This window comes from Acinetobacter sp. YH12108, from assembly GCF_013419055.1.
Lineage (GTDB): Bacteria > Pseudomonadota > Gammaproteobacteria > Pseudomonadales > Moraxellaceae > Acinetobacter.
This window is the reverse complement of record NZ_VPAW01000005.1, coordinates 16247-34770: the sequence shown is the minus strand read 5'-3', so window position 1 is coordinate 34770 and position 18524 is coordinate 16247. Positions and strand designations below refer to the sequence as shown.

Annotated in this window: 19 protein-coding genes, 4 tRNA genes and 1 riboswitch; of the genes, 15 read left to right on the top strand and 8 right to left on the bottom strand. The window is 44.8% G+C overall.

What is annotated here, in order from left to right:
* Position 1: 1 nt before the first annotated feature.
* Positions 2 to 493, bottom strand: coding sequence for a pantetheine-phosphate adenylyltransferase (gene coaD / locus FTU46_RS03995; protein ID WP_180104392.1), 492 nt, complete (start codon positions 491 to 493; stop codon positions 2 to 4).
* A gap of 138 nt (positions 494 to 631) precedes the next feature.
* Between coaD and smpB the strand changes: the two genes are divergently transcribed.
* Positions 632 to 1108, top strand: coding sequence for an SsrA-binding protein SmpB (gene smpB / locus FTU46_RS03990; RefSeq protein WP_004784822.1), 477 nt, complete (start codon positions 632 to 634; stop codon positions 1106 to 1108).
* 51 nt (positions 1109 to 1159) lie between these two features.
* Here the strand turns inward: smpB and FTU46_RS03985 are convergent, their stop codons facing one another.
* The 3 genes from FTU46_RS03985 to rluD are packed head-to-tail and all read right to left on the bottom strand — an operon-like array spanning position 1160 to position 3595.
* The gene (locus FTU46_RS03985) at positions 1160 to 1720 is read right to left on the bottom strand and encodes a flavodoxin family protein (RefSeq protein WP_159123468.1); all 561 of its coding nucleotides are present in this window, start codon (positions 1718 to 1720) and stop codon (positions 1160 to 1162) included.
* Positions 1721 to 1760: 40 nt separating this feature from the next.
* Positions 1761 to 2501 (bottom strand): peptidoglycan editing factor PgeF, encoded by a 741-nt coding sequence (gene pgeF, locus FTU46_RS03980; protein ID WP_180002112.1) that lies wholly within the window; start codon positions 2499 to 2501, stop codon positions 1761 to 1763.
* A 41-nt stretch (positions 2502 to 2542) separates the two neighbouring features.
* Positions 2543 to 3595: a 23S rRNA pseudouridine(1911/1915/1917) synthase RluD gene (rluD, locus tag FTU46_RS03975; protein ID WP_004784827.1), complete on the bottom strand. Its 1053-nt coding sequence runs from the start codon at positions 3593 to 3595 to the stop codon at positions 2543 to 2545.
* Between the two features lie 71 nt (positions 3596 to 3666).
* On the opposite strand from rluD, the gene FTU46_RS03970 reads away from it, so the two are divergent.
* Complete coding sequence (locus FTU46_RS03970; protein WP_180104391.1) at positions 3667 to 4659, top strand: outer membrane protein assembly factor BamD; 993 nt, start codon at positions 3667 to 3669, stop codon at positions 4657 to 4659.
* 196 nt (positions 4660 to 4855) lie between these two features.
* Complete coding sequence (locus FTU46_RS03965; RefSeq protein ID WP_180104390.1) at positions 4856 to 6760, top strand: DNA primase; 1905 nt, start codon at positions 4856 to 4858, stop codon at positions 6758 to 6760.
* A gap of 70 nt (positions 6761 to 6830) precedes the next feature.
* Here the strand turns inward: FTU46_RS03965 and hemA are convergent, their stop codons facing one another.
* A complete protein-coding gene (gene hemA, locus FTU46_RS03960; protein ID WP_180104389.1) occupies positions 6831 to 8114 on the bottom strand; it encodes a glutamyl-tRNA reductase in 1284 nt (427 codons plus the stop codon).
* Between the two features lie 78 nt (positions 8115 to 8192).
* Between hemA and FTU46_RS03955 the strand changes: the two genes are divergently transcribed.
* The 11 genes from FTU46_RS03955 (at position 8193) to panD (ending at position 14290) form a co-directional block, all read left to right on the top strand.
* Entirely contained in the window at positions 8193 to 9896 is a 1704-nt protein-coding gene (locus tag FTU46_RS03955) for a tetratricopeptide repeat protein (RefSeq protein ID WP_159123462.1), read from the top strand.
* A 16-nt stretch (positions 9897 to 9912) separates the two neighbouring features.
* Positions 9913 to 10491, top strand: a complete 579-nt coding sequence (lolB, locus tag FTU46_RS03950; RefSeq protein ID WP_180002117.1) for a lipoprotein insertase outer membrane protein LolB — start codon at positions 9913 to 9915, stop codon at positions 10489 to 10491.
* 21 nt (positions 10492 to 10512) lie between these two features.
* Positions 10513 to 11343 (top strand): 4-(cytidine 5'-diphospho)-2-C-methyl-D-erythritol kinase, encoded by an 831-nt coding sequence (ispE, locus tag FTU46_RS03945; protein ID WP_180104454.1) that lies wholly within the window; start codon positions 10513 to 10515, stop codon positions 11341 to 11343.
* Positions 11342 to 11416 (top strand) — tRNA-Gln (locus FTU46_RS03940). The genes ispE and FTU46_RS03940 overlap by 2 nt, the downstream gene beginning before the upstream one ends.
* A gap of 26 nt (positions 11417 to 11442) precedes the next feature.
* Positions 11443 to 11517, top strand: a tRNA-Gln gene (locus FTU46_RS03935).
* 20 nt (positions 11518 to 11537) lie between these two features.
* Positions 11538 to 11612 (top strand) — tRNA-Gln (locus FTU46_RS03930).
* A 91-nt stretch (positions 11613 to 11703) separates the two neighbouring features.
* Positions 11704 to 11778: transfer RNA gene (locus FTU46_RS03925), tRNA-Gln, on the top strand.
* A gap of 36 nt (positions 11779 to 11814) precedes the next feature.
* The gene (locus FTU46_RS03920; RefSeq protein WP_004784839.1) at positions 11815 to 12768 is read left to right on the top strand and encodes a ribose-phosphate pyrophosphokinase; all 954 of its coding nucleotides are present in this window, start codon (positions 11815 to 11817) and stop codon (positions 12766 to 12768) included.
* A gap of 100 nt (positions 12769 to 12868) precedes the next feature.
* Positions 12869 to 13165, top strand: coding sequence for a 50S ribosomal protein L25 (gene rplY, locus FTU46_RS03915; RefSeq protein ID WP_004784841.1), 297 nt, complete (start codon positions 12869 to 12871; stop codon positions 13163 to 13165).
* Between the two features lie 19 nt (positions 13166 to 13184).
* Positions 13185 to 13766, top strand: coding sequence for an aminoacyl-tRNA hydrolase (gene pth, locus FTU46_RS03910; protein WP_005236857.1), 582 nt, complete (start codon positions 13185 to 13187; stop codon positions 13764 to 13766).
* Positions 13767 to 13909: 143 nt separating this feature from the next.
* Positions 13910 to 14290, top strand: coding sequence for an aspartate 1-decarboxylase (gene panD, locus FTU46_RS03905; protein WP_004784844.1), 381 nt, complete (start codon positions 13910 to 13912; stop codon positions 14288 to 14290).
* Positions 14291 to 14357: 67 nt separating this feature from the next.
* Here panD and FTU46_RS03900 read toward each other — a convergent pair whose 3' ends face one another.
* Entirely contained in the window at positions 14358 to 14921 is a 564-nt protein-coding gene (locus FTU46_RS03900; RefSeq protein ID WP_180010590.1) for a GDYXXLXY domain-containing protein, read from the bottom strand.
* Positions 14918 to 16726 (bottom strand): DUF2157 domain-containing protein, encoded by a 1809-nt coding sequence (locus FTU46_RS03895; RefSeq protein WP_180010588.1) that lies wholly within the window; start codon positions 16724 to 16726, stop codon positions 14918 to 14920. The genes FTU46_RS03900 and FTU46_RS03895 overlap by 4 nt, the downstream gene beginning before the upstream one ends.
* A 171-nt stretch (positions 16727 to 16897) precedes the next feature.
* A riboswitch (FMN riboswitch) is annotated at positions 16898 to 17054 on the top strand.
* Between the two features lie 106 nt (positions 17055 to 17160).
* Here FTU46_RS03895 and ribB point away from each other — a divergent pair.
* Entirely contained in the window at positions 17161 to 17820 is a 660-nt protein-coding gene (ribB, locus tag FTU46_RS03890) for a 3,4-dihydroxy-2-butanone-4-phosphate synthase (protein WP_159123456.1), read from the top strand.
* Positions 17821 to 17878: 58 nt separating this feature from the next.
* Here the strand turns inward: ribB and FTU46_RS03885 are convergent, their stop codons facing one another.
* Complete coding sequence (locus tag FTU46_RS03885; protein ID WP_166137851.1) at positions 17879 to 18490, bottom strand: LysE family translocator; 612 nt, start codon at positions 18488 to 18490, stop codon at positions 17879 to 17881.
* Positions 18491 to 18524: the final 34 nt, after the last annotated feature.

The following is an 18524-nucleotide window of genomic DNA, read 5'->3' as shown; positions in this document are numbered from 1 at the left end:
TCTACCAACCTTGTTGAAGTTTACGCTCAAAGGCTTCAACCACGTTTGGCGGAACAAACTTGGTCACATCACCTCTTAAACGAGCAATTTCACGCACCAATGTGGATGAAATAAAAGAATATTGCTCTGAAGGAGTTAAAAACACCGCTTCAAAATGAGAATCCAGTTGACGGTTCATGTTGGCCAGCTGGAATTCATACTCAAAATCGGACACTGCACGTAAACCACGCAATACCGCTGTGGCATTCTGCTCGCGGAAGAAGTTCACCAGCAGGCCATCAAATCCTACAAATTCAACATTGTTCAAATGGCTTAATGACGTTTGGGCCAGTTCAACTCGTTCTTCCAGACTAAATACCGGGTTTTTATGATGTCCGATTGCAATTGCAACTACAACTTCATCAAACATTTTTGCTGCGCGGGCCACCAAATCAATATGGCCATTGGTGATCGGATCAAAAGTTCCCGGATAAATTACACGAGTTTTAGTCATCCATTTGTACTCTGTTTATTGTGTAAGTTTCCATTTTAACAAAATCTTCATTTTTTAGTGAAGAAACTCCATCAATTTAAACACTTCAACTCAATAAAAGTTACGGTACAATAGCTGTAACTTTGGAAGTGTCTGATTATGGCGAAAGCAACTGTAGTTAAAAAAAATAACGGCGGAACGATTGCTCTGAACAAACGTGCCCGTCACGATTATTTTATTGAAGAAAAATTTGAAGCTGGGCTTTCCTTGCAAGGCTGGGAAGTAAAATCCCTGCGTGCCGGTCGTATGAGTATTGTGGAGAGCTATATCACCTTTAAAAATGGTGAGGCGTTCCTGTTCGGCGCACAGATTCAGCCTTTACTGAGTGCATCTACCCATGTTGTCCCTGAAGCAACGCGTACCCGTAAACTGCTGCTGAAACGCCGTGAAATTGAAAAACTCATGGGCGCGATCAACCAGAAAGGTTATTCCTGTGTACCACTGGCCTGTTACTGGAAAGGCCCGCATGCCAAGCTGGAAATTGCGTTGGTAAAAGGTAAACAGTTACACGACAAACGTGCATCTGAAAAAGACCGTGACTGGCAACGTGATAAAGCGCGTATTTTCCATAAATAATGCCAGCAATAAAAAAACCTCCAACTAATGGAGGTTTTTTTATGGATCGAATTAGGCTTTCAGATTCAGACGGGCCAGTGTCAAGGCAATATATTCACCAAACCAGATCGCGGTTTGTAAATCCCCTTCCGGTGGTGTCACTTCAACAGGCGCATTATCAGATTGGGTCATGAGACCCAGAAAGCTCGACATACGATTCAGATCGGTAGTGGCACGACCTGTCGGCATTAACGGTAGACCTGACCACAACATGCCATGTTGCATCGCAAACAGATTAATCTGCTGCAAGACAGCCAGCTTGTCCCCACTTAAGCCACCACCATTGGTAAAGGCTGCTGCCAGCTTGCCTTGCCAGCTACGTGCCAGCCAGCGCTTGGACGACTGCTCCATAAATAACTTCATGGCAGAAGTCAGACTACCCATATAGGTCGGACAGCCAAATACAATTGCATCGGCAGCGTCCAACACCTCCCAATCCACCTGTTCCACATTCATCATATGCACCTGGACACCAGTTTTTTGTGCGCCTTCGGCAATGAAGTTTGCCACTTTAGCCGTGTGTCCATAAGGACTGTGATAAACAATCGCAACAGATTGGGAAGATAGGGACATAACAATCAAAAACCAAGAATTTCAATCAAGTTTAACATTTTCATGCCATAAACACGAATGTTGCCATGCGTCCGGTTTTGGCTTCACGGCGATAGGAAAAGTATTCATCCGCCTGACGATATGAACACTGATCGCCACCTAAAACAGTCTCAACACCCTGCTGCTGTAAGATGTAACGCGCAATCGCATACAGATCCGCATAGTATTTTCCGGCCTGTTCCCCTGCCTGAAATGCACTGTCCAGTTCAGGATATTTGGAACAGAAAGCTTCTTTTACTTCTGAGCCAATTTCAAAACAAGGCTGGCTGATCGCTGCACCGAGCCACGCCCAGGTAGGCTTGGATTGCATCGCGGCAATGGTATTTTCAACGATACCGCCTGCCAGCCCACGCCAACCCGCATGCAGATTGGCTACTTCAGTGCCTTCAGCATTACCCAGTACCACAGGTAAGCAGTCTGCCGTCATCATCATCAAGGCATGGGCCTTGCGCTGTGTGACCAGGCCATCGCCGACCAATGCCTCGAAAGGCATCTGCTCATTGATGGTATGACAAATGGTGCTATGCGTCTGTGTCATCCAGGTAATTTTGTCCACACCAAAAGGCTGGAAGTCTTTCAACAGCTGGATGCGATGCTTCTGTACACGTGCAGCATCATCATTGACATGCAAAGCCAGGTTAAAGCCGGCCAGTTCTGGCTGGGCTGAAGGCTGTACCTGTTCATGATGAACACGGGTCTGACCCACATAAACGCCTTGAGGCAAACCTTGTACAAATTGCATGTCGCTTCCCTTTTTTTAATGACTGCTAATAGAATGAAAAATTAATAGGCCTTGTTTTCGCTACGCAGCACTTCAACCAGATTGGCGAAGTCTTCTGGCCACGGCGCATTAAAGGTCATTTCTTCTTTGGTACGTGGATGTTTCAGGCCTAGAGTCGCTGCATGCAGTGCCTGACGTTTAAAACCACGCAAGGTGTCATCCAGCAATTGCGAAGCACCGGCTGGCATACGCACACGTGGCATATAGACCTGATCACCCACCAGACCATAGCCCAGGTAGCTAAAGTGCACACGAATCTGGTGCGTACGACCGGTTTCCAGACGTGCCTGAATACGGGTGAAATGCTGGAAGCGTTCTTTCACATTGTAGTGCGTCACCGCTTCCTTACCGCCTGGCAGGACTGCCATTTTCACACGATCCACTGGATGACGTTTAATCGGTTCATCAATGGTACCGCCGGCAATGATGTTGCCATATACGATCAGGTCATACACACGGTAGACGGTCTTTTTCTCAAGCTGCTTGCTAAGCGCAAACTGCGCTTCCAGATTTTTAGCGACAACCAATAGACCACTAGTATCTTTATCGATCCGGTGCACTAAACCTGCACGCGCCAGTTCAGAAGATTTCGGATAATGATGCAGCAAGGCATTAACCAGCGTACCGGTCATATTGCCTGCACCCGGATGCACCACCATGCCCACTGGTTTGTTAATGACAATAATGTCATCATCTTCATAGACGATATCCAGTGGAATATCTTCAGGTAGGCTACGGGTTTGTGCCTCCAGTTCAACGTTTAAAGTCAGTGTTTCAAAACCGTCACTTTTAAATTTCGGCTTAACTGGTTGACCATTCACTAATAAATTGCCGTCTTTGATCCATTGTTTGAGCTTTTCTCGAGAAAAATCGCTCCAGACCATGGCCGCAATCTGGTCGATACGTTGCCCGATATAACTTTCATCCAATTGAAATTGCAACGATAAACGTGTTGCAGTTGCGTCTGAAGTATGGTTATCTGCATCCTCAGAATCTTCAAGTAAATTGAAATCAGTATCAGGGATATTAGAATTGGAAGATTGTGCTTGACTCATTTGCTCATTCAGACAAAAGTGGTTTAATAGTGCAATTGTAGCTCATTGCCCGTATTAACAGAGGAATTTTTATGTCGCTACCACATTATAAAATGACAATGCTTGCTGTGACGTTAGGCATTGCATCGGCAATGGTAGGCTGTAGCAGTAATCCAAAAAAAGAAGTCGTGGACAAAGGTCCAGAATCTAGCGAACAGGTTTATATCCAAAAAGCACAGAACGCGCTAGATCGCAAACAATATACTGATGCAGCAAAACAGCTCGAAGCACTGGAAACCTATTATCCAACCAGCCAGTATGCACCGCAGGCGCAACTGGAACTGCTGTATGTCAAATTCCAGCAAAAAGATTATGAAGGTGCAGTGGCACTGGCAGAACGCTTTATCCGTCTGAATCCGCAACATCCAAATGTCGACTATGCTTACTATGTCCGTGGCGTAGCGAATATGGAGCAGAACTATAATGGCCTGCTGCGTTATACCTCACTAAAACAGTCACACCGTGATGTGAGCTACCTGAAAGTAGCTTACCAGAATTTTGTCGATTTCATTCGTCGCTATCCATCAAGCCCCTATGCAGTAGACGCTGCACAACGTATGAAGTTTATCGGTCAGGAACTGGCAGAAAGCGAAATGAATGCGGCCCGTTTCAATATCAAGCGTAAAGCATATTTGGCTGCTGTTGAACGTGGTTTATGGGTAATTGAACACTATCCACAAACGCCACAGATTCCAGAAGCGCTGGCAACTGTTGCTTATGGCTATGACAAACTAGGTGACAAAGCGACAGCACAGCAATATATCGAAGTGCTGAAACTGAACTATCCAGGTCTGGTGAATGCCGATGGTACCGTAAACCTGCGTGCAGCACGTAGTGAAGGCAGTTTCTTCAACCGTGCGACTTTGGGTATTTTCGGTAAAGAAGCCAAAACCGTGACCGATACGTCTAGCCAATCATCTGAAGCACAGGCAGAAAAACGCAGTTTGACCAATCGCATGACGTTTGGTCTACTCGATCGTCCAAAAACCTCTGAAACTGAGCTACCTGAACCGACTGCTGAATAAGCCAACTGTTACAGGTGCATTTTTGCAAAGGGCAAGTTATCATACTTGCCCTTTTGCATTTTCTGAGCAATGCTTGAACAAATTGTGCAAACGGGTTATACCAATTAATTCATTTATAGCGTTGGATAAATCATCCTGCTCTTAATTTTCAATGATTTAACACCTAAATAACGCAGCACGAGAAGCTTAGCAAACCATGGCCATTCCTCAGCATACGATTGATCAGATTCTCGATCGCACCGATATTGTCGATGTGATTGGTCAATACGTGAAACTAAAAAAAACTGGCCGTACCTATTCGGGTTGTTGCCCTTTCCATCAGGAAAAATCGCCTTCTTTTCACGTCTACCGTGACAAGCAGTATTTCCACTGCTTTGGCTGTCAGGCCAATGGTAATGCCATTCGCTTTTTAATGGATATTGGCAGCCGCAATTTCATTGAAGTGATGAAAGATCTGTCCAGCCAGACCGGAATTGAACTGCCTAAAGACAATAAAGATTCCAACCGCTTAAAATACAAACGCGAAGCTAAACCAAAACCGGTTGCAGCATCACCAGCAAAAACTGCGGATACATCTACAAATCCGACGCCTGAACAGTCTGCTTATTTTGATCCATTTGCTGAAATTCAGACACCTGAAGCTGAATTTTATACAGATGACCCTTTTGCCGCTTTTGAGCAAATGCCTACAGCAGAAGCACAAGCAGATGGCAACTTATATGACTTGCTGGAAAATATTGCGCAGTTTTATGAGCGTCAGCTACCCAACAGTCCAAGTGCCCAGCAATATTTTAAACAGCGTGGTCTGACCGCAGAAACGATTGCTTACTGGCGACTCGGTTATGCACCGGAAGACTGGCAACATCTGGAAAAAGCCTTCCCACAGGATATTGAAGGTCTCAAACTTTTAGGTCTGATCCGTACCAGTGACAGTGGCCGGGATTTTGACCTGCTCCGTGATCGTGTCATCTTCCCGATTCGGGATAGTAAAGGCCTTGTGGTCGGTTTTGGTGGTCGTGCACTAAATGACGAAATTAAACCGAAATACATCAACTCACCAGATTCAGAAGTTTTCCATAAAAACCAGTTATTGTATGGCCTGTATGAAGGTCGCAAGCAGAAAGCTCAAGACTGGCTGATGGTGGAAGGCTATATGGATGTCATTGCCTTGCAGCAATATGGCATTCATGGTGCAGTGGCTACTTTGGGAACAGCAAGTAATACTGATCACCTAAATATTCTGTTCAAGCAGAATAACCGGATTACCATTGCTTTTGATGGTGATGCGGCTGGACAAAAAGCGGCACGCCGTACTCTGGAAATTGCTCTACCCTTACTGAACGATGGGCGTGAGCTCAAATTCTTTGTCCTGCCGAATGACCATGACCCAGACTCCCTGATTCGTCGTGAAGGCATTGAAAATTTCCGCCGTCTGCTGGATCAGGCACCGTTGCTCTCTGACTTTGTCTTTGCTCATCTCACCCAGAATCACGACATTGCAACGCCTGAAGGTAAAAGTCAGGTGATGGGCGAGCTGCGTCAATTAACCGAATTGTTGCCAAAAGCTGGCTCATTTCGTTATTTGCTGCAACAGTTCTTCCGGGAAAAACTCGGTTTTAGCCGCAAATGGCAACCCAAAGTCAATAATGACGCATCTCTAAGCTTTAGCACCAAAATTGATGCCGAAGAATATGTCATTGCGATTCTGTTGAATCATCCTTATCTGTATATTCATTTTGAACCACTACGTGCACTGGTCAGTGAAGATCAATTGCTATTCAAGATTCTGAATATATTTAATGTGATTTTTGATGAATTGCCGGATGACCCGGAACTGTCAACTTATTATGTACTCGGTGCCTGTGCTGCACATCATCATGAGTTACAGCATATCCTGCAACATGCCAATGTCAGCGATTACACCTCTTCTCCTGAGCAGGCAGATAAACTGGCGGCAGACTTCTCGATCAAGCTGCAATATCAATGCTTACAACACAAATTAAAATCGAAAAAGTTTAGTAGCATCGCGGAGATGAAAAATCTCAAGATGCGGATTTATGAAATTGATAAAAAACGTTCCATGACCTTACTCGAAGATTAAAAACCAAGAAATAAAAAAGGCGTTTATTTTAAACACCTTTTAAATATCGGAAAGTTATTCCAACATCATTTTAATGTTTAACCTTACGGCGATGCTGTACCACGTCCTGTAAACTGTTCTGTAGCATTTCAAAATAGCTTGGATCTTCAGCTTTGGCAGCTTCACGCAGCATGATTGAGGTCGGATGCAGAAGTTTTTGAGTCAAACGATGAGAAAATTCGGCCAATACTGTTTCAGCACTTTCACCTTTGGCAATACGTTGCATAGCAGTTGCCAGTTCTTCCTGACGTAAGCTTTCCCCATAATCCCGGTAAGCATGAATCGTACTACCCGCCTCACTCACCTTCTGCTGGGTGATCAACTCAGTCGCCAGTTGATTGACCATCACTTCTGCTTCGACCGCTGCCTGACGACGCTGCGCCAGGTTTTCATCAATCACGCTTTGCAGATCGTCCACGCCATAGAGATAAACTCCATCCAGCTTTTCAACTTTTGGATCAATATCACGCGGTACAGCCAGATCGACCAACAGCATTTGCTGGTAACGGCGCTTCTTTAAGGCAGCTTTGACATCCGGATAGTGAATGACTTGATGCAAACTACCGGTACAACTGGAAATCACATCTGCACGATGCAAGTTTGCTGCCAACTGATCAAAATCAATAATCTCGACTTCTGCACGGTGGGCAATTTCCTGCGCCAGATTCTCTGCACGAGCACGAGTTCGGTTACAGATAATGATTTTTCTGACGCCCATTTCTGCCAGATGTTTGGCCACCAGACTGTTCATTTCCCCGGCTGCCACGACCATTACAGTTAACTGCTCAGGCCGGCTAAATACTTGCAATGCTAATTGTGCAACTGCATAGCCCATCGATACTGCATGACTGCCGACTGCTGTTTCCGAGCGCACACGCTTGGCCGCATAAAAGGCATATTCAAAGATACGATTCAGGTTTTGCGAAACGGTTTTAGATTTTTTGGCAAGAGAGAGTGCGGTTTTGACCTGTCCCAGAATCTGCGGTTCACCAAGCATCAGGGAGTCGAGACCACTGGCGACACGCATCAGATGAGTGACGGCTTGCGCATTCTCATAACGATAAACATGATTCTGTAATTGCTTGGGATCAATACCATTGGTCTGGGCGAGCCAGTTCAGCACCATGTCGACATTGTCCGACATCGCGTAAACTTCGGTCCGGTTACATGTAGACACCACCACCATATCATTCAGTACAGGGTGCTGGCTTTGCTCGGCAAGTAAAATGCTTAACTTTTCAGGGTTAAAAGCAATCTTTTCGCGCAGCTCTACAGAGGCAGTTTGATGGTTGACACCCAATGCAAAGAAAGACATATCAGGTCATCATTTCACTAAATTTATGCTATTGTGCAACATCGGTGTCATAAAAAGCATTACTTGGATAAAGAAAAATTGCGTCTAACAACTAGCCGTATAAACGGCCCTACCATTAAGCAATATTCTACCACATTCTTGCTGGTGGTTAGCATGGCTTCAACTGCTCATCTTTATGCAGCAGAAGCAGTTTACCATGCAAATCAAAATTATGATGCGATAAAACAAAGTATGATAGCCGAGTTCGCACTCGCCTATCGCGATATTCCAAACGCTTTACACAACTATACTGTGCTGGCCATTAAAAGCAATTCCACCGCGGTTAAACAGCGCGCACTCAATATCGCCCTCGAACATGAAGACCTGAATGCAGCGCTGGATATTTCTACCCACTGGGTCGTTCAAGAACCACAGGATGTGCCGGCATTATTCTATCTGGCGCATATTGCCTTAAAAGCGCATGAGTACGAACTGGCGGCAGAAACGCTGGAAAAGATCCTGAAAATTGATGATAACGCCGATCTGGAAGAAATTCTGGCCGGGATTGCCCCGGATGAGCCGGATGACCGTGAATATTTAATTCAGGCTCTAAGTACTAGCAAAGCCAAAGACAATCCTTCGATTCTGGTTTTGGTCGCCGGTCTGGAGGCACAAAAAGGTCAGTTAGAGCAGGCTCTCAACACTATTAATCGCGCCTTAAAAAAACGTCCAAAGTCGACTGGTTATATCCTGATGAAAGCCAATCTGTTGGCGGCATTGGGTGATGATGCGGAAACGCTGAAATGGTACGAGAAAGCCAGTCGCAAACATCGCAATAACATGGATATACGTCTGGCTGAGGTTAAATACCTGATCAAGCTAAATGAAGCTGAAAAGGCCTTACAGAAACTAGAAACGATCCTGAAAAAATCACCACAACACGAAGAAGCACTGTTTATTGCCGGTCTGACCAGTATTGACCTGCAGCAATATGAACGAGCTGAAAAATACCTGGTTGAGCTCCGTTATTCGGCTCAGTACCAGAATGAAGCCTATTACTATCTGGCGGTCAATGCAGAACGCAAACAGCATTATGAAACCGCCAAGGCGTATTACCGCCTGGTGGATGGCAGCCTGTATACGGTCTCACGACGCAATATCATTGCGATCTTTGCCGAGCAGGATAAATTGCATGATGCGCTGCGCTTTCTGACTCAGGAACGGGTCAATTATCCGCAACATGCCAGTTTCCTGTATCTGGCTCAAGCGGATATTCTGAAACGCATGAATAATAAGAACGCAGCGATCCGAATTCTGGAAGAAGCCAGCAAAAACCTGCCGGATGATCCGGAACTGGTCTATGCTCAAGTCTTGTTGTTAGATCCGCATGAAGACCGTGATCAACTAGATCAGCTGTTAAAAACCCTGCTTAAAATCGAGCCGAATAGTCCAACCTATCTGAATGCTTATGCCTATACACTGGCGCGACAAAATCGCCGTCTGGATGAAGCACGGCGCTATGCTGAACAGGCACTGGAATACGCACCAGAACAGGCTTCTATTCTGGATACCTATGGCTATATCTGTTATTTGCAAAATGACTTTGCTACGGCTGCCCAAGTGCTGCTTAAAGCCTATGAACTGAATCCAAGTGCGAAAATTGGCGTCCGTTATGCACGTTCGCTTTATATGAAGGGCGATCTACAACAATTCCATCAAGTGTTACAACAATTACAACAAAACCATCCAAATGACCCAGAATTAAACCAACTTAATTCGCTATTGTTAGCACCACAATCCTGAACGAGTCCATTCTTTTATGCGCAACATAAGTACTTTAGGCTGCTGTTTCCTTGCTTCTACTGCCCTATTCATGAGTGGTTGTCAGCAGATGGTGCAGCAAAAAGCGCCTGTCACGCCATCGGTACAGGCTGAAAACCAGTTCCAGCTGCAAGGTAAAATCGGGGTACGTACACCTCAGCAAAGCGGCAGTGCCTTTTTTACCTGGGTGCAGCAGCAGGAAGAGTTTGATATTGAACTGACTGGTATCTTAGGTGCCGGAAAAACCCAGATTTCAGGTACTCCTGGTCAGGTGACGTTGAATAGTGCCAAAACCGGTCTGATCAAGGCAGCAACGGCAGAAGAACTATTGCAACGTGCAACCGGCTGGCAAGCCCCGATTAGTCATTTAGTCGATTGGGTACAGGCACGTCCTGCGACACAATCAGCCCAGATCCAGAAAGACAGCTCACAGCGTATCAGCCAGATTATTGAACAAGGCTGGATGGTAGATCTGAGTTATAACCAGCAGGCAACTGTTCCAAACCGCTTGATTTTAAAGCAGTCGCTTGAGAATGGGGGTGAAAACCGTATTACAATGGTGATTCAAAACCGTTAACTGGTCTGATGCAAGCCTATGATGATTCGTGTTCCCTCACCTGCAAAACTGAATTTGTTTCTCCATATCACCGGTCGCCGTCCGGATGGTTATCACGAGCTGCAAAGTATCTTTCAGTTGATAGATTTGTGTGACTGGCTAGAGTTTGAGCAAACAGATGATCAGCAGATTCAGATTGAAGGTCTAGCCTCAGTCGATTTGGAACAGAATCTCATCTATCGTGCAACGCAGATTTTGCAGCCTTATGCCAAAACGCCTTCTGGTCTGATCATTCGACTAGAGAAGAATATTCCCATGGGTGCAGGTCTTGGTGGTGGCTCATCCAATGCAGCAACGACCTTGATTGTGCTGAATCAGTTATGGCATTGTGGCTTAAATTCTGAGCAACTGGCAGAGCTCGGCGTCAAGCTGGGCGCGGATGTGCCTATTTTTGTTCATGGTCGCAATGCTTGGGCTGAAGGTATTGGTGAACACTTAACATTCATAGACTTAGATCAAAAACAGTTCATTGTGTTAAAACCTGACTGTTTTATCAGCACTCAACAGCTTTTTTCACAAAAAACGTTGACAAGAGACACGAAGCCCTCTAAATTTTGCGCCTATCAGATAAAGCCATCTGATTTCGGAAATAACTTTGAGCCAGTGGCAAGAAGCCTATATCCAGAAGTCGATGAGGCAATGCAATATCTCGATCAATTCGGTGTTGCAAAGCTTACAGGTACAGGTGCTTGTGTTTTTATCGAAGTAACTGATGATATGAATGTGACCGACATTCTTGAGAATGCACCATGTAAATCTTACCTGGTGAACAGTCTGCAAGAATCGCCATTACGTCATTTCAAGGTTCAATAGGGGTATCGCCAAGTGGTAAGGCACCGGGTTTTGATCTCGGCATCCGTTGGTTCGAATCCAGCTACCCCTGCCATTATTCACCTGTAGATGTACTGTATTAGGGGTATCGCCAAGTGGTAAGGCACCGGGTTTTGATCCCGGCATCCGTTGGTTCGAATCCAGCTACCCCTGCCATCTTACAGTTCATCAAATCTAGGGGCGTCGCCAAGTGGTAAGGCACCGGGTTTTGATCTCGGCATCCGTTGGTTCGAATCCAGCCGCCCCTGCCATTTTCTCGAAAAAAGACAGAACATCATTTGCTGTAAGACTGTTAATTTACCTTGACACAATACCGCAAAAATATTAAAGTTCTGCCGCATTAGGGGTATCGCCAAGTGGTAAGGCACCGGGTTTTGATCCCGGCATTCGTTGGTTCGAATCCAGCTACCCCTGCCATCTACTTCCATACATACCAACCGCCAAGGGTGCTTCATGCCCAATCTTGTCGTTTTTAGTGGAACCGCGCATCCACAATTCGCTCAAAAAGTCGTAAGTCACTTACATATTCCTCTAGGCGCTGCCTCTGTAGGCCAGTTCTCTGATGGCGAAATCGCTGTTGAGATCACTGAAAATGTTCGTGGTAAAGACGTATTCATCGTACAACCTACTTGTGCACCGACCAACGATAACCTGATGGAAATCCTGGTTATGGCTGACGCGTTACGCCGTGCAAGTGCTGGTCGTATTACTGCCGTGATTCCTTACTTCGGTTATGCCCGTCAAGACCGTCGTCCCCGTTCAAGCCGTGTGCCGATTACTGCAAAAGTTGTTGCAGATATGCTGACCACTGTAGGTATTGACCGTGTGGTGATGATTGACCTTCACGCTGACCAGATCCAAGGTTTCTTCGATATTCCTGTAGACAACATCTACGGTACGCCAGCCCTGCTTGCTGACTTACGCCAACAACAGCATCATAACCTGATGGTTGTTTCTCCTGACGTAGGTGGTGTAGTTCGTGCTCGTGCTGTTGCGAAACAGATGGGTGATATCGACCTGGCGATCATCGATAAACGTCGTCAAAAAGCGAATGAATCACAAGTGATGCATTTGATTGGTGATGTGAAAGATCGTGACTGTGTGATCGTTGATGACATGGTGGATACTGCTGGTACGCTTTGTAAAGCTGCTGATGCGTTGAAAACTTTCGGTGCCCGCAAAGTAGTTGCTTACGCGACTCACCCAGTATTATCTGGTAAAGCACTTGAAAATCTGAAAAATTCTGTGATCGATGAGTTGGTAGTTACTGACACCATCCCTCTTTCAGAAGAAGCTTTAGCTCTTGGCAAGATTCGCCAGGTTTCAGTTGCAAGCATGGTTGCTGAAACAATTCGTCGTATCAACAACGAAGAATCTATTAGCGCAATGTTCGATTCTTATCTATAATAGTGCGCTGAATTTCCAAAGCCCTGCCATTTGGCGGGGCTTTCTATCACCGGATCGGTCGCAGGTCCGGTTCATTTAAAACTTAAATAGGATGTCTATCATGGCAAACTTCGTATTAAACGCAGAAGCACGTGAAGTAGCACAACAAGGGAAAGGTTCGAGCCGCCGCCTTCGTCATGCTGCTAAAGTTCCAGCGATCATCTATGGTGGCGAAGCTGCTCCTGTAGCTGTTTCTCTTGAACTTCGTCAGCTTGTTAAATTCTTAGAAAGCAACTCATTCTTCGAAGAAGTAATCGAAATTGATGTAAACGGTAAAGTTGAAAGCGTTAAAATTCAAGCGTTACAACGTCACCCAGCTAAAAACACTCCAATGCACGCTGACTTTAAACGCGCATAAGTGTTAATGGTGTAGATTAGTGTCAAATATTTCACTGATTGTAGGTTTGGGCAACCCAGGTTCTGAGTATGCTCAAACCCGCCATAATGCAGGCTTCTGGTTTGTAGAACGCCTTGCAGATCAATATGGCATTAGCCTTAAAAAAGACCCTAAATTCAATGGATTCAGCGGTCGTGGCAATATCGAAGGTCAAGACGTCCGTCTCCTTCTACCTACAACATTCATGAACCTTTCCGGTAAAAGTGTTGTTCCTTTCGCCAAATTTTACAATATCGCACCCGAATCAATCCTGATTGCCCATGATGAACTGGATATGAATCCAGGCATTATTCGCCTGAAAACTGGCGGTGGTCATGGTGGACATAACGGTTTACGCGATATCGTGCCGCATATCGGTCCGAACTTTCATCGTCTACGCATTGGTATTGGTCACCCAGGTTCTAAAGACCGTGTTTCTGGTCATGTCCTGAGTAAAGCACCAAGCAGTGAACAAGAGTTAATGGACGATGCAATTGCCCATGCACTTGCTCGCGCCAAAATGCTGGTGAACGGTGAAGTACAACAGGCAATGAATCAAATCAATGCTTATAAACCGAACTAAACATTCATAAATTGCTGGACAATTCCGCTTGCCTTGCTGGCCATTTAGGCGCAAAATGCGCAAGCCTACCCACTTATCCAGTGTCGTAGAAATTGATTCAACCATAAGATCAAAGTCTTAGGTCAACTAAGGGGACGCTAGCCATGCTATCTCGTTTATTAAAATGCAAAATTCATCGCGCTTTTGTTACACATGCAGAATTACACTATGAAGGTTCATGTGCAATTGATGGCGTTTTGATGGATCTAGCTGGCATTCGTGAATACGAAGAAATTCATGTTTGGAACGTGACCAATGGTAAGCGTTTTACTACTTATGCCATTCGTGGTGAAGATAATTCAGGGATTATTTCTGTGAATGGTGGTGCTGCGCACCAGGCTGATGTTGGTGATATCGTGATTATCGCAACATTTGGTGATTTCACTGAAGCCGAAGCCAATGCTCATAAACCACGTCTGGTTTATGCCAACCCGGATAACACTGTGAATCACACTGCAAATTGCATTCCGGTACAGGTTGCCTAAGCTGGTTCAACAAGATTCTCAAAAGCTCGCTTCTCGCGGGCTTTTTTATGGGCTGATTAAAATAAAACTAACGCCCCTGCCACCAGCTTTTTCGGTTCTCACAGTTTAAGGACTTAAGATTTTGATCTACCAGGTCAGCCAACAAAGTTTCTCCATTTTCTTTTAGCTTTAATTCGGCGAATTTAGCATTACGATAACAAGGCTCAAGTCCCTCAGCGAACATAAAACTGTTGGCAGCCGGATATAAGCCTTCAAAGGTATTCCGTGGATTTTTCAGGATTAGTCGCGCTGAGCGTGGCTGATCCAGCGCACTTCGATCAAAACTGGTTTTGACCACTTTTCCTTGCTCATCAAGCTGTACATAGCTTAGTACACGGGACTGGTTTTCAAAATCTTGAATACTGATTTTAGGTTCTGATTGTTCTGATCTATTCTCCGCTGCTAGTGCACTAAAATGCAGATCATAATTCAGCGCCATGTAATCTCCTTGCAGAATTGATCGCGGATCTACTGGTGCCAGCTCCACATAAATACTTTGGCTATCTCGAAGATGCCATTCATGTTGCGCAATCAATCCACAAAATAAGGCAATACTGAAAATAGCTAGATGCAAAGGAAGAAACTTTTTCATCTTGCCTCTCCTTGCTCATGTTGCAGTTTTGATGACTGCTTCAACATATATGCCAACAACAAGACCAGTATCCCAGAAGCAAAGATACTGATGCTTTTTAATAGAAAACTTAAGCCCAGATTGTAATACAGCATCCATAACCAGAAGATTAACAGCAAGATGGTTAAGGCCTGAATCAAGGACTGCTTATAAACAATGGCCCACGCCATAAGCAGCATAATAATAAAAATCTCAAAATAGCCCAACAGAATGAGTAAGATGCCAAATACAGGAATCAGCCAGAGCAATTTTTCAGAAAATTGCTGCCAGTTTTGCCAGATAAAACCAAGCAACAATAAGCTCGGAAGAACATAAAACAGTAGAACGTGGTCAAGGCTGATCTGCCCGATGCCCTGCCAGTGCTCTAATCCAGTCACAGATTGAACCACGGCTGAACCTGTCAGCATAGCAATGATCCAGAGCAGAATACTTTTCTGATAAATTGAGGACTGCCAATATCTAGCGGTTAGAATTAGCCCGATAAAAATGACATAGTTCAAGCTTAGGGCAAGCGTGATTACAATATCATCATGCTTAAAGGAATTCTCTAATGCCAAAACCACAATTGCTAAAGCATGAGCTATCAAGAGCTGTAAGGTTAGAATGAACCAGTGCATCCTTTTGATCACAGTCAGAGCCAGCATCATTAATTGCAACAGCCACACTATAAACAGACTATCGGTGAGCAGTTCCGTATGAATTAATACCGCAGCTTGCCCGCAAACCCAAAGACAATAGGCAAACTGACGTAGAAATATGGAATTCTTTTGACTTAATAATTTCCAAGCGATGCCAATAAAAATGAGACCTAAAACAATTGAAACTGCTTTCCAATAGGTCAGTAATAAGACTGCCAGAATAATTCCAGCTATCCATGCACCAAGTGCCAAAGGAATGACGGAGAATTTGGTTTGTGGAAAAATTTTCTTTAGGGCAAAACTGATCAGCGCAAACCAGCCAAAGATCAGCATTGCCAAGATAAATAAGCCCGCTGCTGAATTGGTAAGCTGATCGTCCACCAGTTCAAACAGCCATAGGCTCAAACTGGCAGCCAAGCCTGCAATCAGTAAAATGGTTTCTAGTGCCTGATGCTTACGATAAAAATAAAATGCAGCCCCTGCTGGTAGAACAACTGAAGAAGCCAGATAGATCAGCTGAAAATGATGGGTAAACTGCATCATACTGCTGATCGAAATCATGATAATGAATGCAATAAACAGATATCGCAGTAACGAATAATAACGTATGGCAAAGGCAAAGCTGATGGCCGTCAGTAGATTCAAAGTCAGTAGATATAATCCTTCTGCCCGTATCATCCAGAAACTTTGCTTAAAGTAAAAATACAATGCCAGCTGACTGACCACACAAAGCATGGCAAAAACCCCGATATTTGGTCGATATAGCCACGGCAACAGCAATACGGCCCAGAGCAGAAATAACTGATAACTATCCGCACCAGTCTGATAGATCTGCCCAATCACCACCAGACTTAAGCCCAGCATCAGGCCAGATACAGTATCCAGACTCTGTCTGATCCATTCCCGCTGATTAAAGTAAATGCTGGCTATTGCACTACAGAGTAAAACCAGCATTGGAATTGCTAACTGTACCTGATTCGGTAGCATCCACCAGTTCGCAGCCATTAAATACAGCAAACTGACTGCAATCAGCGCAACGCCCAAAATATTGAGATAACGCAAAACCTTTGCATCACAAAACAGCAAGGGAGAAAATGGATTATTATGGATCAGCTCGGTTTTCTTCATTGTCAGAATGATTGATCAATTTCTATTGTTAATAGCAACATAACATGTTTCCAGTTTTTTGCTAAAGGACTGTAGTAATTCAGATAATCTGTTTTGCTTATCTGAAATTCTGCAAATTCGTGACTGGCCAAACTATCCCATCTTTTAAAAATCAGGACTATAATGGCCCTACATCGCTTCAGGGCGGGGTGAGATTCCCCACCGGTGGTAATTTCAGGGTAGTAAATCTCTATTCCTAAATCAGCCCACGAGCGGTCAATTTCGATTGATCTGCAGATCTGGTGCAAATCCAGAGCCGACGGTATAGTCCGGATGAAAGAAGACGAAAGCAGTACACCCTGTTTTATGCCTGGCATGAAACTGTTTTGCTATAAGCCTATTTTCACTATGTCCTGAAATGTTCAATCGTACTTTTACTTTACGTGAGCGTTTCAATGTCAAGTTTGATTCAACCCGAAATTTTCTTTTCCGCTTTAGCTCCCGCTGAACAGCGCATCCAACAAGCACTCGAAGACATCCGCCAAGGCAGACCTGTTCTGGTGATGGATGACTTTGACCGCGAGAATGAAGCCGACCTCATCATTGCAGCAGAGACTTTGACTGTAGAAACCATGGCTCGTATGATTCGTGATGGTTCCGGTATTGTGTGCCTATGTCTGACTGATGAACTGGCCAATCATTTAGAACTGCCACCTATGGTGCAGGATAACTCTAGCCAGTTTAAAACTGCATTTACTGTCACCATTGAAGCTGCGGAAGGTGTGACGACTGGTGTATCTGCCAAAGACCGTACCACCACGATTAAAGCAGCCATTAAAGACGGCGCAGTTGCCAGTGATCTGAATCGCCCAGGGCATGTCTTCCCTTTACGTGCCCGTGAAGGCGGTGTGCTGACCCGTCGTGGTCATACCGAAGGTACGATTGATCTTGCACGTCTGGCTGGACTGAAACCTGCCGGTGTTCTGTGTGAACTGACTAACCCCGATGGCACCATGGCTTCTGGCATTCAGGTATTGTCTTATGCACAGACTCATCAGCTGACCGTGATCACTATTGATGAACTGGTGCATTACCGCCAGCAGCACAATGTCTAAGATGTAAAGATAAAAAATCCCGACTTAAGACCGGGATTTTTATTTTATATAAATATTTTTAGATGAGTACAGACAATATTCCATAGACTGCGACTACCAATAAAATCAAACCGCACAAACCAAGCAAATAAGGATACAGCCTGGATTTAGCAAAGCGTTGAAAGCCTAAATAAACTAATGACAGAGTCAAAAAATCCAGCACAATCCAGCTGATCGTCAGAATCACTAAGCTGGAATCTAAGTTTGGAGTAATGCCAATAAACTGCGGGAAAAACGCAGCAAAGAAAATAATATCTTTGGGGTTGGAGATCCCCACCAGAAAACCGGTTCGGAAGCCACCCTGTACTGGCTGCAAGCCTTGTGAACTGGTTGAACCCTGCCCTTGCCAGACTTCCCGGAAAATCTGGATTCCCAGCCAGGCAATATATAAACAGCCAAGCAGCTTGATGCCATTCAGCCAGTTTTCATTAATGACCAATAAGCCTTTTAAGCTAAAAATAGATAAGGTGATCAATACCAGAGAAGCAAAATTCGTCCCGAAAATGGTCTGCAAAGCATGCTTATAGCCACCTTTCAGTCCAGCACTAGCGACCAGCAACATCACAGGCCCAGGTGTGGCAATCATGATAACGACGGCCAGACAATAGAGAATATATTCACTGATATTCATGCCATTTCCTCAGCTATCATGATTTTACTAAATA